Annotated in this window: 14 protein-coding genes; 1 reads left to right on the plus strand and 13 read right to left on the minus strand. The window is 69.6% G+C overall.

The window, feature by feature from the left end; genetic code table 11:
* Window positions 1-17: 17 nt before the first annotated feature.
* From ABN401_RS13215 to kduD, 13 genes are all read right to left on the minus strand, one after another.
* Window positions 18-599: an EF-hand domain-containing protein gene (locus tag ABN401_RS13215; protein WP_349685326.1), complete on the minus strand. Its 582-nt coding sequence runs from the start codon at window positions 597-599 to the stop codon at window positions 18-20.
* Between the two features lie 72 nt (window positions 600-671).
* Window positions 672-3,557, minus strand: coding sequence for a bifunctional [glutamine synthetase] adenylyltransferase/[glutamine synthetase]-adenylyl-L-tyrosine phosphorylase (locus ABN401_RS13220; protein ID WP_349685327.1), 2,886 nt, complete (start codon window positions 3,555-3,557; stop codon window positions 672-674).
* Window positions 3,554-5,014 carry a sensor histidine kinase gene (locus ABN401_RS13225; protein ID WP_349685328.1) on the minus strand — a complete coding sequence of 487 codons (1,461 nt, stop codon included), beginning with the start codon at window positions 5,012-5,014 and terminating at the stop codon, window positions 3,554-3,556. The genes ABN401_RS13220 and ABN401_RS13225 overlap by 4 nt, the downstream gene beginning before the upstream one ends.
* Before the next feature lie 7 nt (window positions 5,015-5,021).
* The gene (locus ABN401_RS13230; RefSeq protein WP_349685329.1) at window positions 5,022-5,420 is read right to left on the minus strand and encodes an endonuclease domain-containing protein; all 399 of its coding nucleotides are present in this window, start codon (window positions 5,418-5,420) and stop codon (window positions 5,022-5,024) included.
* Window positions 5,421-5,492: 72 nt separating this feature from the next.
* Window positions 5,493-6,164 carry a response regulator transcription factor gene (locus ABN401_RS13235; RefSeq protein ID WP_349685330.1) on the minus strand — a complete coding sequence of 224 codons (672 nt, stop codon included), beginning with the start codon at window positions 6,162-6,164 and terminating at the stop codon, window positions 5,493-5,495.
* Window positions 6,165-6,249: 85 nt separating this feature from the next.
* A complete protein-coding gene (locus ABN401_RS13240; protein WP_349685331.1) occupies window positions 6,250-7,818 on the minus strand; it encodes a Do family serine endopeptidase in 1,569 nt (522 codons plus the stop codon).
* A 110-nt stretch (window positions 7,819-7,928) separates the two neighbouring features.
* Window positions 7,929-8,435 (minus strand): cytochrome c-type biogenesis protein, encoded by a 507-nt coding sequence (locus ABN401_RS13245; RefSeq protein ID WP_349685332.1) that lies wholly within the window; start codon window positions 8,433-8,435, stop codon window positions 7,929-7,931.
* The gene (locus ABN401_RS13250) at window positions 8,432-10,426 is read right to left on the minus strand and encodes a heme lyase CcmF/NrfE family subunit (protein ID WP_349685333.1); all 1,995 of its coding nucleotides are present in this window, start codon (window positions 10,424-10,426) and stop codon (window positions 8,432-8,434) included. The genes ABN401_RS13245 and ABN401_RS13250 overlap by 4 nt, the downstream gene beginning before the upstream one ends.
* Window positions 10,423-10,950 (minus strand): cytochrome c maturation protein CcmE, encoded by a 528-nt coding sequence (ccmE, locus tag ABN401_RS13255; RefSeq protein ID WP_349685334.1) that lies wholly within the window; start codon window positions 10,948-10,950, stop codon window positions 10,423-10,425. The genes ABN401_RS13250 and ccmE overlap by 4 nt, the downstream gene beginning before the upstream one ends.
* A gap of 39 nt (window positions 10,951-10,989) precedes the next feature.
* A complete protein-coding gene (gene ccmI / locus ABN401_RS13260) occupies window positions 10,990-11,802 on the minus strand; it encodes a c-type cytochrome biogenesis protein CcmI (protein WP_349685335.1) in 813 nt (270 codons plus the stop codon).
* Window positions 11,803-11,880: 78 nt separating this feature from the next.
* On the minus strand, window positions 11,881-13,239 hold the full coding sequence (locus tag ABN401_RS13265) for a hypothetical protein (RefSeq protein ID WP_349685336.1): 1,359 nt from the start codon (window positions 13,237-13,239) through the stop codon (window positions 11,881-11,883).
* Window positions 13,240-13,326: 87 nt separating this feature from the next.
* A complete protein-coding gene (locus tag ABN401_RS13270) occupies window positions 13,327-14,337 on the minus strand; it encodes a sugar kinase (RefSeq protein ID WP_349685337.1) in 1,011 nt (336 codons plus the stop codon).
* Between the two features lie 9 nt (window positions 14,338-14,346).
* Window positions 14,347-15,108 (minus strand): 2-dehydro-3-deoxy-D-gluconate 5-dehydrogenase KduD, encoded by a 762-nt coding sequence (gene kduD / locus ABN401_RS13275; protein WP_349685338.1) that lies wholly within the window; start codon window positions 15,106-15,108, stop codon window positions 14,347-14,349.
* Between the two features lie 142 nt (window positions 15,109-15,250).
* On the opposite strand from kduD, the gene ABN401_RS13280 reads away from it, so the two are divergent.
* Window positions 15,251-15,886, plus strand: coding sequence for an RpiB/LacA/LacB family sugar-phosphate isomerase (locus ABN401_RS13280; protein WP_349685339.1), 636 nt, complete (start codon window positions 15,251-15,253; stop codon window positions 15,884-15,886).

Genomic DNA, 15,886 nt, shown 5'->3' on the forward strand with positions numbered 1-15,886 from the left:
CTGACCCGACACCGACCCTACTCCGAAGCGGGCGCCGGACGCGACGCCCCACCGCGCTCTGCCCGACGTTCGGCGCGACGCTCCTGCCGGGCCTCGCGCATCCGGGTCGGTGCCGCCTGACGCTCGACCTCGCTCAGATAGCCGTCGCGGTCCGCGTCCAGCGTCGCGAAGGCCTCGGTCGCGCGGGTGCGGGCCTGCTCCAGCTCGATCGGCCCGCGCATCATGGAGCGACCGGCTCGGCGTTCCTGACGTTGCATCCGGGAGCCGCCGCGTCCGGCGCGCTCGGGGCGCTGGGCCGCGAACTCGGCTTGAGTGATCGCGCCGTTTCCGTCGGCATCCAGGCGGGCGAACATCTGGTTGCGGCGCTCGGATCGCTGGGCCTGGTGGGCGGACTGGGCTTCCTCGCGGGTCACCTGGCCATCCCGGTTTGCGTCGGCGTTGGCCAGGCGCGCCGTGCGCTGGGCGACGAACTCGGCCTGGCTGATCCGGCCGTCGCCATCGGCGTCGGCACGGCCGAGGCCGCGCGCCTGCTGGGCGCTGCTGGTTCCGGCCAGGGCCAGAGCCCCGATGGCCACGACGGTCATGGTCTTGAGGTTCATCTTGTCTCTCCGATGGGCGGCGGCGAACCGCGCCCGTGCATCCCCACCGGACCTGTAACGGGGTTCGCGCCGCTATCCGTCGCGCGCGGGCGGCAGGGCGGCTTCGAAGGCCCTCCGCGCTTCGGCCCGCACCTGCTCCAGACGGCGGATCAGGGCAGCGAAATCAGCCTGACCGGCGGCTGCGGCCAGCCGCGCGTGAAAGGTCGCCGGCTCCGCCTCCACCTCCGCGCGGTCGTCGAAGGCGCAGGCCAGCAGTTGCGCCAGACCCTGTTGCAATCGCCACGCCTCGTGCAGAGCCGGATCGTGGAACAGCTGCTCCAGGGTGGAAACCGTCAGCGGTCCTCCGGACGCCGCCGACTGCAGCTGTCTGTACTGACCGACGAATTCCGCATCGACCAGTCCGCCGGGTGCCAGCTTCAGGTCCCAGAAGCCTTCCGGGCGGCGCTCGCGCGCCATCAAGTCCCGCATGGCCCGGACGTCGCCTGCCACATCGACACCGGGGCGAGGTCGGCGAAGCGCCTGGTCCAGGGCATCGGCGGTGCGCGCGGCGAACCCGGGATCGCTGGCCCAGACCACCCGCGCGCGGGTCAGGGCCATGAACTCCCAGGTCGCGGCCTCCGCCCCGTAGTAGGCTTCGAGCCCGGACAGCCGAACCGAGACCGGGCCCTTGGACCCGGACGGCCTCAGCCGCATGTCGACTTCGTACAGACTGCCTTCCGCCGTATGGGCCGACAAAGCCGAGATCAGCCGCTGGGTGAACCGCACATAGAAGACATCGGCCGCCCAGCCCTTGCCAGACGAGACCGCCTCGGGTGGGGCGTCATAGACGGTCATCAGGTCCAGATCCGACCCTGCGGTCATCTCGCCCGAGCCCGCCTTGCCCAGGGCGATCACTGCGACCGCGCCGGCCATGGCTCCCCCCAGGCGTTCCGTCTCCGCAAGGGCCGCGGCCGACAGGGTGCGCATGACGGCATCGGCCAGATTGGTGAACCCCTGACCCGCCGCCTCGGGCCCGATCCGGCCCGACAGGGTCTGCATGCCGATGCGGAATACCTGCTCGCGGTGGAGACGCCGGACCGCATTCATCGCGCCTTCGAAATCGCGGGCCTCCGCCGCCTCGGCCTCCATCTGGTCGAACAGACCGGTATTGATCCCCAGCTCGGTCTCGAACCGCGCGTCCAGCATCGAGTCCAGCGCGGCCGGATAGCGCCCCAGCGTCCGCGCCAGTCGCGGCGCGAAGGCCATGACGCCGACGATCCGCTCGAACAGCTCCGGCTGGTTCAGGAACAGGGCCTGGACCTGCACCCCCGCTGACAGGCCCGCGAAGAAGACCGAGAACCGACGAAAGGCCGCGTCAGCCGCGCCGGTCTGGGCCGCCACGGTCAGCAGCCGGGGCGCCAGTCGCGTGAACAGCTCCCGGCCTCGTGCCGACCGGGTCGCCGGAATGCGGCCGTGGTGCCAGGCGCGGATGGTGTCCGACACGGCGACCGGATCTGAAAACCCCATGCGATCAAGGGTCGCCAGGGTCTCTGGGTCGTTCTCCACGCCGGTGAAGACCAGGCTGCCGAACGGCGAAGACAGCGCCTCTTCGCCCTCGAACAGATCGCCATATCGGCGGTTGACCCCGATCAGCAGGGTCTCGACCTCGGCGTCGAACCGCGCCAGGTCCTCATGGCCGGACAGGGTCGCCACCGCGATGCGCCGGGCGGGGTCGATGGGCAGGATGTGGGTCTGTTCGTCGTCCAGCATCTGGACCCGGTGCTCGAGCCCCCTCAGCCGTTGATAGGAGACGGTCAGTTCCGCCGCGACCTCGGCCGGAATGTGATCCTTGTCGGCCAGCGCCTTCAACGCCTCCACCGTCCGCTGGCTTCTCAGCGACGGATCACGACCGCCCAGGATCAGCTGCTGGGTCTGGGCGTAGAACTCGATCTCCCGGATGCCGCCGCGCCCGAGCTTGAGATTCGCGCCCGCCGCCTGGAGGCCGTCGCCGGTCTTGTGGACGTGGATCTGGCGCTTGATCGACTGGATGTCGAGGACGGCCTGATAGTCCAGGCTGCGTCGCCAGACGAAGGGCGTCAGCGCCTTCAGGAACGCTTCGCCCTCGTCCAGGTCGCCGATCGCCGGGCGAGCCTTGATGAAGGCCGCGCGCTCCCAGTTCTGTCCAACGCCCTCGTAATAGTCGAGCGCCATCGGGACGGCGACGACGGGCGGGGTCGAGGAGGGATCGGGCCGAAGCCTCAAATCGACGCGAAACACATAGCCGTCGCCGGTACGCTCCTGCATCAGCTGGGCGAAGGCCTGGGCCAGGCGGTCCAGGAACCGCTGGGGCTCCACTCCGTCGGCCAGGACTGGAATGACCGCGTCGGGCTCCCAGAACAGGCTGATGTCGATGTCGGAGGAATAGTTCAGCTCGTTCGCGCCGTGCTTGCCCATCGCCAGGCCGAACAGGCCGGGGACGGGGCCGCGCGGGTCCTCGGGCGCAGAGACCAGCCTTCCCCGCTCGCGCTGGTCGTGGGCCACGGCGCGCAAGGCGGTGGTCGCGGCGGCGTCGGCGAACCGGCTGAGCGCCAGGGTCACCGCGTCCAGATCCCAGACCTCCCCCAGATCCGCCAGCGCCGTCAGCAGATGCAGTTCAGCCTTGAGCTGCCGCAAGGGTGCCCGCACCTGGTCGGCCCCGCCCTCCAGCGCCAGAGTCTTCGACAGGATGTCCGTCAGGCGGGCGTCGGGATCGTCGGCGAGGATCGCCCTCAATGAATCCGGCCAGCGACGCATCAACCCGGCCAGATAGGGCGAGGCGGCCAGGACAGGCACAAGTGACGGTCGCGCCTCTTCCAGGAGCGGCGACCACTTCCCGTCTATCGCCGCCTGCGTCAGTCCCTCTAGCGCCCGATCGACGGTCGCTGTCGAGACCACCGGCCCGCAGGGTCGCAGACGCGCGCCGAGCGGTCCCGACGTCACGCCGCGCTCGCGGGCGGCAGGACCAGCGCGACCCGGAGCCCCGGCCCGTGGCCGCCATAGGCCCCCGGACCCTCGTCCAGCTGGATGCGACCGGTGTGGGCCTCCATCACCGCCCCGACCAGCGACAAGCCCAGCCCCGACCCGGCCTCGGTCCGGCTGTTGTCGAGACGGACGAACCGCTGGATCACCCGCTCGCGATCGCCTTCGGGCACGCCCGGTCCGGTGTCGGTGACGGAGTATTCGATCTCGCCCGAAGACCGACGCCGCGCCCGCAGCTTCACCGCCCCGCCAGTCGGGGTGTATTTGATGGCGTTGTCGATCACATTGGCCAGCGCCTGCGCCAGGAAGGGCCGCGCCCCCTCGATCAACAGGCCCTTTTCGATCTCGGCGGAGAAATCGAGGCCCTTGTCCTCGGCGGCGGGCTCATAAAGTTCGGCCATGTCCGCGGCCAGATCGGCGGCGTCGAACACCTCGGCGTCCGGGATGCGACCCGCCGCCGCCTGCAGCCGGGCGATGGCCAGCACGGTGTTGAAGGTCTTCAAGAGGGCGTCGGCCTCGTCGAGCGCGATCTGCAGGGCGTCGACGCCGTCCAGACGCCCGCTCTCGGCGTCGATCAGGGCGACCTCCAGCTTGGCCCGCATGCGGGTCAGGGGCGAGCGCAGGTCGTGGGCGATGGCGTCGCCGGCATGGCGGGTCGAGGCCATCGAGGCCTCCAGCCGATCCAGCATCCGGTTCAGCCCCTGGCCCAGCTCGTCCAGCTCGTCGCCCGAGTTCCGAACGGCCACGCGGGCCTTCAGATCGCCGTCCTGGACCGCCGCCACCACGGTGTTCAGCCGGCCCATGGCCCGCTCGACGTTGCGGCTGATCAACAGACCGCCGCCCGCGCCCAGCAACAGGACCATGCCCATCGCCATCCAAAGCGCCTGCGTCAGCCGACCCAGATAGGCTTCGGTGTCCCCCAGGTCCTGACCGACATAGAGCATCTGGCCGTTGGACAGGGTGGTCTGGACGCCGAAGGCTTCCTTTCGGACCACGCGCCCGTCCGGGTCGGTGTCGGTGAAGCGGAAGGTCGCCCAGACCTCGCCCCCGGCATAGTTGGGGATCGGCGACTGGTTCAGGGCCCGCTCGGCGGTCTGGCCGTCCTCGCCCTGGGCGGTGACGCTGAGGTTGCCGGTGATGCCGGTCCCGTCGCGGTCCATGTAGAGATACAGAAAGGTCCCGCCGGTCAGGATGCGATCGACCAGCGCCTGGTTCAGGGCATCGGGCCCGCGTTCGCGAAACACCGAGGTCAGGGTGCCGTTCTCCTGCTCGACCGCGTCGCGCGCCCGGGCCTGCGCCTCCTGCGCCGAGGCCACATAGACATAGGCCAGGATGGCGCTGGCCGCCGCCGCGAACAGCGCCAGAAACAGCAGCGTCAGCCGGAAGGGCGTGCGGCGAAAGAGGGAGGGGAGACGCATCGCCAAACTATTCTCCCTCCCCTTCATGGGGAGGGTGGTCGGAGCGCAGCGGAGACCGGGTGGGGTACGCCACAAGCGTCTGCCTCACGAACTCCACCGCATCGGCAAGGTTGTAACGGATCATCGCATTGTCGAACCGCAAGGTCCTGAACCCTTCCTGTGCGAACACCGCGTCCCTGATCCTATCCTTCTGCGCCTGATCTTCGGTCTCGTGTGAGGTACCGTCCACCTCGATGATCAGCCGGTGACTGAAACAAACGAAGTCGAGGAAATAGCCCCTGACCGGTGCCTGGCGCCTGAAATGATAGCCCTCGCGTCGCAGAGCTTTAAGGCCGACCCACAACCGTGCCTCGGGCGGTGTCATCGCCTTTCGCATCGCCCGGGCTCTGATGGTCGCTTCTTTCAAGTCGTGGAGTTCCCCACCCGACCTCGCTGCGCTCGGCCACCCTCCCCATGAAGGGGAGGGAGAAACTCATCGCTACGCCTCCAGCCGATACCCCGCGCCCCGGACCGTCTGGAGCATCGCCCGGTCGAAGCCCTTGTCGATCTTGGAGCGCAGGCGGCTGATGTGGACGTCGATGACGTTGGTCTGGGGATCGAAGTGATACTCCCACACCTTCTCCAGCAGCATGGTGCGGGTCACCGACTGGCCGGCGTGGCGCATGAGAAACTCCAGCAGCTGAAACTCGCGCGGTTGCAGGTCGATCTCGGTCGTGCCCCGATGCACCGTGCGGGCGATCAGGTTCATCTCCAGATCGCCGACCTTCAGGACCGTCTGGACGCCGCCGGTCTCGCGCCGCCGCGACAGGGCCTCGACCCGGGCGATCAGCTCGGCGAAGGCATAGGGCTTGACCAGATAGTCGTCGCCGCCGGCCTTCAGGCCAACAACCCGATCCTCGACCTCGCCCATGGCCGACAGGAACAGGACCGGGGTCTGGTCGCCATCCTTGCGCAAGGTCTCGACCATGCCGATGCCGTCGAGGCGCGGCATCATCCGGTCGACGACATAGACGTCGTAGTCGCCCTTCTGCGCTTCCAGCAGGCCGTAGGCCCCGTCGATGGCGTGGGAGACGACATGGCCGGCCTCGGTCAGGCCGCGCACCATGGCCTGAGCGGCTTCGGCGTCGTCCTCGACCACCAGGATTTTCATGTGACGCCCCTTCGGAATCAAAATCGCCGCCGACGGTAGCCCATCGGCGGCGACTTAGGGAGTTAAGGCTTGTTCAGGGTCGGGACTATCCGTTGTCGGACAGCTCCAGCACGAACGGCCGATTGCCAGCCGGGATGCGGAGCAGAAGCAGGATGCTCTCGCGATTGGCCGCGCGGGCGTCGGCCACCACGGCCCGGAACTCGGCGGCGGTCGAGACCGGCCGGCCATTGGCCTGCAGGATCACGGTCCCGACCGGGATCTGGGCCCGACCGGCCCGCGAGGTTTCGGCCACCGCGGTGATCACAAGGCCTCGCACGCCCTCGGCGATGGAGTAGCGCTGCCGCAGGGCGTCGGTGACGGGGGCCACCGACATGCCTTCGACGACCTCGCCGGCCGGAGCCTGAGGCCGGCCCGGCTGAACCTCGTCCTCGGGGCTCAGATTGTCGTTCAGCGCATTGACGTCGGACGGGCGCGTGCCGGAGCGAACGTTGATGGTCTGACGACGACCCTCACGGATGATCTCCAGCCGCAGCGTGTCACCCGGCGCGGCCTGTCCGACCCGGCGGGTCAGTTCGGTCGAGGTGGTGATCGGAGCGCCGTTCAGGGCCACGACAACGTCACCCTCCCGCAGGCCCGCCTGGGCCGCAGGACCCCCGGCCGTGACCTCGGCGATATAGGCACCCTCCTGATCTTCGGACAGACCGAGCGGCGCGCGGTATTCGTCGAGCAGGTTCTGGATCTGCACGCCGAGATAGCCACGCTGGATGGTCTCTCCGCGCATCAGCCGCTCGGTCACGGGCTTGGCGATCGAGGCAGGGATGGCGAAGCCGATGCCGACCGATCCGCCGCTCGGCGTGAAGATCGCCGAGTTCACGCCGATGACCCGGCCATAGATGTCGAAGGTCGGACCGCCCGAGTTGCCCCGGTTGATGGCGGCATCAATCTGCAGATAGTCGGTATAGGGGGTGCGGCTGTCGGAGATGTCGCGGGCGCGCGCCGAGACGATGCCGGCCGTGGCCGTGCCGCCCAGGCCAAAGGGGTTGCCCACCGCGATGACCCAGTCCCCCACGCGCGGATCGGCCTGTTCCTCGAAGTTGACGAAGGGATAGTCCGAACCCTCGATCTTCAGAACCGCCAGGTCGGTATCGGCGTCGCGGCCGACCAGGCGCGCCTCGGCCTCGCGCCCGTCCGACAGCTTGACAGTGATCCTGGTGGCGTTCTCGACGACGTGGTTGTTCGTCACGATGAAGCCGTCGGCCGAGATGAAGAAGCCCGAGCCGGCCCCCTGGGCGGTCGGCGCGTCCTCGTCATCCTCCGCGCCCGGGGGCGTCTGGCCTTCCGGCAGGCGGAAACCGAAGCCGGGCGGCAGGCCCGGGATCTGCACCAGGCCCTGCGGTCGCTCGATACGGGTCTCGACGTCGATCTGGACCACGGCCGGCGACACCTGGTCGAAGATGTCCGCGAAGCTGAGCGGCGCGCCCTGCGGCGGGGCGAAGGCGAGGCCTGCGGCACCGGCCGACGGGATCAGACGACCGGCGGCCGTCCGCTCCTGCGCGTTCGCACCCGGCCAGTCGATGACGCCCCCGGCCGTGGCGGCGGCGGCGAAGGTCAGGCCGACGGCGGCCCCCAGGATAAATTCCTTGCGCTTCAACATCGTGTGTTTCGCTCGATCCTCGAGAGATGGGGTCCGGCGGACCCGGTTCGTCCTAGATATAGGCCGTCGGCTCGATTGGCCAACCGCCGCTGTGCGACGCTTGACCGTCGTCAACGCCCGTCGTGAGGCGGGGATGCGTCAGGATCGGGGCGAACTGTTTCCGTTTGGAGAAGATCGGCCAGCCGACGTTCCTCATCGGGCGAAAGCGGCTCGGTCTCGATCGAGCGGCGACGCATGAAGGCCAGCAGGGCCGCGCCTCCGGCCAGAACCAGCAGGGCCGGACCGAACCACAAGAGCCAGGTGCCTGTCCGAACCGGCGGGGTGAACAGGACGTAGTCGCCATATCGTCGCACAAGATCGTCCTTGATCGCCTGGTCGGTCGCGCCGCCCGCGATCTCCTCGCGGATCAGGCGGCGCATGTCGCCGGCGATGCCCGCAGGGCTGTCGGCTATGGACTCGTGCTGACAGACGACGCAGCGCACGACTTCGAAAATCGCCTGGGCGCGGGCTTCCTGGGACGCCTGAGGCAGGGGTCGATCCGGCGGCGCGACCGGCGCCTGGGCCAAGGCGGGCGTGGCCAGAAGCGCGAGCGCCAGGAGTGCGCCCAGCCCTCTCACGCCGCCACTCCCTTGCGTCGCCCTGGCATCGCCAGCCTCAGCCGCCGGTCCATCAGGGACAGGACCCCGCCCAGCGCCATGATCGCCGGGCCCAGAAAGATCAGCCGGGCCCACGGATTGTGATACAGCCGCAGGCTCCAGGCCCGCTCACCCGCAGGCGTTGCGCGCCGTTCCCCCATGACCACATAGACGTCGTCGAGCCCCCGGAAATCCAGCCCGACCTCGGTGGTCGTCTGACCACCCGCCGGGAAGAAGCGCCGCTCCGACGTCACCGTGCGCGGGGTGGCCCGGCCTTCGACGGACGTCACGGTCACGACGCCCTGCTCGGCCAGATAGTTCGGCCCCTCGACGATGCGAACGTCGGTCAGGGTCGCCTTCCAGGGGCCCGCGATCACGCTGCCGCCGATGGGCAGGGCCTCGGCGCTCTCCAGCTTGAAGCTGGTCTCCGCCACGGCCCCCAGCACGAAGACGCCCAGGCCCGCGTGGGCGAGCGTCATGCCCCAGGCCCCCATCGGCAGGCCGCGCGCGCGGCGCAGGACCTCGGCCACCGGGACGCGGAACAGGCGGACCCGCTCGAGCACCTCAGCCAGCGCCCCGAGAATCAGCCAGGCCCCGATGGCGATCCCGGCCGCCGCCAGGGCCTTCTTCGGCTCGAACGCAAGCCAGAAGGCGAAGCCGCAGGCGATCGCCAGCCCGCCTGCGAGCGCCAGCCTCTGCATCGCGCCCCGTGCGTCGGCCCGCTTCCAGCTGAGCAGCGGCCCCGCCGGCAGGATGAGGAAGGCCACCAGCATCAGGGGCGTGAAGGTCATGGCGAAATAGGGCGGCCCGACCGAGATGGTCTGGCCCGTCGCCGCCTCCAGGATCAGCGGATACAGAGTGCCCAGCAGGACCGTCGCCGCCGCGACGGTCAGGAACAGGTTGTTCAACACCAGGGCCCCCTCGCGGCTGACCGGGGCGAACATCCCCCCGCCCTTCAGCTGAGGCGCGCGCCAGGCGAACAGGGCGAAGGCCGAGCCCGCCGCGACGGCCAGAATGGCCAGCAGCATCAGGCCCCGTTCCGGATCGACGGCGAAGGCGTGGACGCTGGTCAGGACGCCGGAGCGGACCAGGAAGGCCCCCAGCATGGAGAAGGTGAAGGCCAGCAACGCCAGGAACACGGTCCATCCGGCGAGAGCGCCCCGTCGCTCGGTCACCACCGCGCTGTGCAGCAGGGCCGCGCCCGCCAGCCACGGCATGAAGGAGGCGTTCTCGACCGGGTCCCAGAACCACCAGCCGCCCCACCCCAGCTCGTAATAGGCCCAGAAGGAGCCGAGGGTGATCCCGGCGGTCAGGAAGACCCAGCTGGCCAGTGCCCAAGGCCGGACCCATCGACCCCAGGCGGGCCAGAAGCCGGAAAAGGCGCGCCCCTCGATCAGCGCGGCCACCGCAAGCGAGAATGTCACGGAGAAGCCGACGTAGCCGAAGTAGAGCAGCGGCGGATGGATCGCGAGGGCGGGGTCCTGAAGCAGGGGATTCAGCGAGTTGCCCTGGACCGGCGCGTCCTCGATCCGGACGAAGGGATTGGAGGTGAAGACGGCGAAGGCGAGGAACAGGGTCGTCAGCGCGCCCTGCACCCCCACGGCCGAAGTCTTGAGCCCGAACGGCAGGCCGCGCGCCCGGGCCAGGATCGCGGCGAACACCGCCATGACCCCGCACCACAGGACCAGCGACCCCTCATGGCTGCCCCAGGCGGCGGCGACCTTGTACAGCATCGGCTTGTCGGTGTGGCTGTTCCGGGCCACGTTCTCGACCGAGAAGTCCGAGGTCGCGAAGGCATAGATCAGCGCGGCGAACGCGAGGACGATAGCGAAGGCGGACGCCATGGCCGCCCCGTCCGCGCCGCCCGCCAGCAGCGGGCTGCGTCGAACGCGCCCGACCGTCGCCAGGCCGGTCTGGAGAACCGACAGCGCCAGCGCCAGGACGAGGGCGAAGGCCCCGAATTCGACGATCATAGAGTTCTGGTGGCGCTATCGCCCATCGGGCTAGGTGAGCGCACTGACGAAGCCGCTGCCGGAGCGGCCGCCCCGCCTTCGGGACGCCACTCGCCGCTGGCCTTCAGCCGGTCGGCGACCTCGCGCGGCATATAGGTCTCGTCGTGCTTGGCCAGGACGGTCGAGGCGCGGAACACGCGGTCCGAGCCGAACGACCCCTCGGCCACAATCCCCTGCCCCTCGCGGAACAGGTCGGGCAGGTCGCCCTCGTAGATCACGCGGCTGGTGGCGGCGTTGTCGGTGACGGCGAAGCTGACGGTCGCCCCGTCCTGAACGACGCTGCCGGTCTCGACCAGGCCGCCCAGACGAATGGTCCGGCCCGCCGGCGCGGCCTCGGCCGTCGCCTCGGAGGGCGAGAAGAAGAAGGTCACATTGTCCTGCATGGCCCACAGCGACAGGCCGACGGCAAGGGCCAGCACGGGGGTGGCCGCGGCGACGACCCACAGGCGACGGCGGGCCTTGGGCGATTTGGGAAGCCAGCTCATGGGGTCGCTATAGCTCCGGCCCGCGCGGGGTCCAACGGGTCATGCCGCCGCGTCCAGGCGGGCCACCAGATCGGCCCGGCGAGGATCGGCAGGATCGAGCACGGCGATCAGAGGCGTCCACAGCTCCCGCGCGCGATCAACCTCGCCGCGCGACAGAGCCACGTCGCCCAGGAAGAAGCGGGCACCCAGCTGGCCGGGATCGAGTTCCAGCGCGCGGGCGAAGGCGGCCTCGGCGTCCGGCTGGACCTCGCCCTCGGCGGCGCGGACAAGGCTCTCGCCGAGGCGCGCCCAGCTGGTGGCGTCGTTGGGCTGAAGCGTCAGGGCGCGGCGAAAGGCCGTGGCCGCACCGATCGGATCACCCGCCTCGAACCGCGCCGCGCCCAGCATGGTCAGGGCGGTGAGGTTCTCGGGCTCGCGCCGGACTGCCCGGCTCAGAACCGCGGCGACGCGCGGCGCATCGAGGGTCTCGGCGGAGGCGGCCCACTCATCGATCCGGCGCTCATAGGGGCGGTCCGGCAGACCCGGGTCGCCGATGAAGAAGTAGAGGCCGAGCGCCGCGGCGGCGGTCGCGACGAGAGCGCCGAGCGCGATCGTCCGGTCGCGCGGACCGATCATCAGCGGCAGGGGCGCGGCGGGTTGTGCCAGCAGCCGGCGACCGGCCTCGGCGCGGGCGGAGGCCCAGGCTTCCTCGTCCAGCAACCCTCGGGCCTTCAGTCGATCCAGTTCGTCGAGCTCCGCCGACGCCGTCGGTGCCGCGGGCTCGCTCGCGTCCGCCCCCCGCCGGGCTCCGGTGAGGACCATCAAGCCGGCGAGCGCGGCGGCGAGGCCTGTCAGGGTCCAGAAGGCGATCATGGATCAACGCTTAGCGGATCGTCCGCCGTGCCGCGAGGCCCCGCGACGCGATGTCGTCGTCACGACGCTCGTCGGCGGTCAGGCGATCTTGGGCAGGGCGCCGGCGGCGGCGGCGCGGCGGCGGACGGTCTTGGCCGGGTCCGTCGCGCCGATCAGGAGCAGGAATTTCGCCAGGGTTTCCACTCGCGCCAGGGCCGACGCCTGATCTGGGGCCTCGCCGGCGTTCACGGCCTCGATGGTCTGATCGACATAGGTGGTGACGCGGTCGATGATGGACTGGACCAGCTGCGACCGCTGGCTCTCGATGCCGAAAGTCTGGGCGGCGTTGCGGATGGCTCCGATGAGGGTCAGCAGCGCCGTGGCGTTCTGCACCATCTCGGGAGCGACGATCTGGTCCAGATCCGGAGCCTCCCGCGTCATCCGGCCCGCTGTCTGAACGCGCTTGGTGGGCATGGTCTTGTCCAGCGCCTTGTCAGTGGACTTAAGGGTCGCTGAAAGGCCACGATTGATCCGCGCGCGGGCGTCCCGGGCGGCCTTGCCCCATTCGCCGTCGGGGTCGAGCTGAAGCGTCATGTCCAGTTCGGCCAGGGTTTCCGCGCACCAGGCGATATCGGTCTTGATGGTCTGACCGGGATCGGCACCCGCTCCGGGCTTGAAGGCCCCGATGCGGGCCACGCGCGCCTCGACCTCGGCGATCAGTCGATTGACGAAGACGGCCATCTCAGAGCCCGAAAGCACGCCCTCCTTGCCGGCGGCCCGCGACGAGTGGACCACCAACCGCAGGACCAGCGAGGCGTCGCCGAGATGAGCGAACAGGATTTCCAGCATCCGCGGACCGCCATCGGGCGTCACTTCGCCGGCATCATGGATCAGCAGCCGCAGTTCCGCTAACTGGTCCTCGGTCGGTCGCATAATCCAGTGCGGCAGCGCGCGGAGGCCCCGGCGCGCGAGGACCGCCAGATCGAAGCACCGCGCCAGGTCCAGCAGGCGGGCCTCGCGCGCCGCTTCCAGGCCCGCCACCGAAGGCCAGATGACGTCCGGCTTGTCGCGAATCAAGCCTGCCGCCGCCACGCAGAAGCGGTCGGCCACGGCGACGACCTTGGGGTCGTCCTCGCGCAGCCGAATGTCGTCGAGCAGCGGCAGCAGGCTCGGCTCCGTCGCCGATGCCGACTTCCACAGGCGCGGCAGGACGCCGGGCGGGAATGTCAGGCTCTCGACACCGTCGGGCCTGGTTTGGAACAACGGCAGCATGGGCCCGAAGGCGACGGCGCGACGCTTCCGGTCCACGCCCTCCTCGGCCAGCATGGTGGCGAGCGCGCGCGCCCTGGCGCCCGGCATCTGGGCGACGGCCAGGGACAGGGTCTTCAGCGTCTTGTCCGGCAGCCGTTCGACCATCTGGGCCAGAACGGCTCGCTGGGCGACCGACAGTTCGGCCATTGCGCTCTCCGACAGCCGGAGGGACCCGGCGGTCTCGCATGGTGAACATCCAGGGTTAAGGAAACGGCAAAAGCGTCGCCGCTCAGGTCAGCGACGAATGTCGAACCCGTCCGCCGTCATGGCGGCTCGCACCTGGGCCTCGTCGAACAGGTTGAAGTCGCCGGACACCGAGTGCTTCAGCGCCGCCGACGCCAGACCGAAGCCCAAGGCTTCGTCGTTCGACCAGCCGCGCCAGACCCCGTGCAACACACCGGCGGCGAAGGCGTCACCGCCCCCGACGCGATCGACGACGCCGGTCAGGGCGATGGGCGCGGCCTCGTGCTCGCCGTCGCGGGTGATCATCACCGCCGACAGGGTCTGGTCGGCCACGCTGTCGTTGACGCGCAGGGTGCAGCAGATGCGCTGCAGCCGCGGCCAGGTCTCGAACGCCACGGCGGCGGCGGCGCGGCGGCGCTCGGCCGGATCGGGGCTGTCGAAGCCGCGCCCCAGCACCAGGGCGACGTCCCGATCGTCGGCGAAGGCCAGCTCGGCTCCGGACAGCAGCTGACCCAGGACGGCGGGGGGATCGCTGTCCCACTCGGACCACATCTTGCCGCGGAAGTTGCCGTCGAAGCTGACCTTGACGCCCGCAGCCCCGGCCGCGCGGACCGCCTTCAAGGCCGCCGCCGAACCGCCCGGTCCGGTCGCGGGCGTGACCCCTGACAGATGCAGCCATTCGACGCCCTCAAGCATCTCCGCCCAGTCGAACGCCTCCTCGACGTGACGAACGAAGGCGGACCCGGCGCGGTCGTACAACACGTCGGACGGCCGGCGAACCGCGCCCGGCGTCAGGAAGTAGAGCCCCATCCGGCCGGGCATGAACCGGACGCGCGAGGTGTCGACTCCATGTCGGCGCGCCTCGTCTCGGGCGGCATGCCCCAGGGCATTGTCCGGCAGGACGGTGGCGAGCGCGGCGGGCGCTCCCAGTCTGGCCAGAGATACCGCGACATTGGCCTCCGCTCCGCCCGGCCGAACGGTCAGGCCGGGCGACTGAAGCAAAAGCTGGCCAGGGTCGGGCGCAAGACGCAGCAGCATCTCGCCGAAGCAGAGAATGGTCATGCCGCCACGCTAGCGCGCGAGCCAGCCACCGTCGACCGGCAGGGTGATACCCTGCACATAGTCCGAGGCCGCCGACGCCAGGAAGACGACCGCCCCGCCGATATCCGACGGCTGGCCCCAGCGACCGGCGGGGATACGCCCCAGGATGTCCCTGGAACGGACCGGGTCGTCCTGCAGCGCCTGGGTGTTGTCGGTGGCGAAATAGCCGGGCGCGATGGCGTTGGCGTTGATGCCGTGCTTGGCCCACTCGTTGGCCATCAGCTTGGTCAGGCCCGCGACGCCCGACTTGGACGCCGTATAGGACGGCACCCGGATGCCGCCCTGGAAGCTGAGCATCGAGGCGGTGTTGATGATCTTGCCGCCGCGCGCCTCGGCGATCCAGCGCCGGACCACGGCCTGGCTGAGGAAGAAGACCGACTTCAGGTTGACGTCCATGACCGCATCCCAGTCGGCTTCGGAGAAATCCACCGCATCCGCGCGTCGGATGATGCCGGCGTTGTTCACCAGGATGTCGATGGGCCCCAAGGCGTGCGTCGCCTCGTCGAGGATCCGCTCGATCGGCTCCATGGAGCCGAGGTCGGCCTGGACCGACACGGCCTTGACCCCCTTGGCCAGGCAGCGACCGACGGTGTCGTCCGAGGGACGACGAGCCACCGAGGCCACGGCCGCGCCCGCATCGGCCAGGGCCAGGGCGATGCCCTGGCCGATGCCGGTATTGCCGCCTGTTACGAGGGCGGCTTTTCCGGTCAGGTCGAAGGAACTCGCGGGCATCGGGGTCGGCTCACAGATCGTTGGCGGGGCGTCCGGGAAACAGGCTTAGAGCCGTCTCCGGGTTGCGACCATAGGTAACCGGTGTCATATCCCGGTGCAAATCCTGCGGTCCAAGAGCCGCCCCGATGCCCCAGAGGACACCATGAAGATCGCGCTCATCACCGAGAACAGCCAGGCCGCCAAGAACGCGACCATCCATTCCGCCCTGACGGCGGTTGCCGAGCCGCTGGGGCATGAGGTCTTCAACTACGGCATGTACTCCGCCGAGGACAAAGCCTCTCTGACCTATGTCATGAACGGCCTCCTGACGGGCATCCTGCTTAACTCGGGGGCGGCGGATTTCGTGGTCACGGGTTGCGGCACCGGCATGGGGTCGATGCTGGCCTGCAACGCCATGCCGGGCGTGTTCTGCGGCCTGATCATCGACCCGACCGACGCCTTCCTGTTTGCCCAGATCAACGACGGTAACGCCATCTCCATGCCCTATGCCAAGGGGTTCGGCTGGGCCGCGGAGCTGAACCTGCAGGACGTCTACCGCAAGCTGTTCGAAGGCGAGAGCGGCCTCGGCTATCCCAAGGAGCGCGCCGAGATCATGGCCCGCAACCGCGGCATCCTGCGCGATCTGAAAGCCGTGACCTGCCACGACATGCTGACCGTGCTGAAGTCGGTCGACCAGGATTTGCTGAAGGCTGCGGTCGCGGGCGAGCGGTTCCAGGAGTATTTCTTCGCCAACGCCAAGGACGCGGCGATCGCCGATTACATCCGCACCGTGGTCTGA

The sequence above is a fragment of the Brevundimonas aurifodinae genome (genome assembly GCF_040195595.1).
Taxonomy (GTDB): domain Bacteria; phylum Pseudomonadota; class Alphaproteobacteria; order Caulobacterales; family Caulobacteraceae; genus Brevundimonas; species Brevundimonas aurifodinae.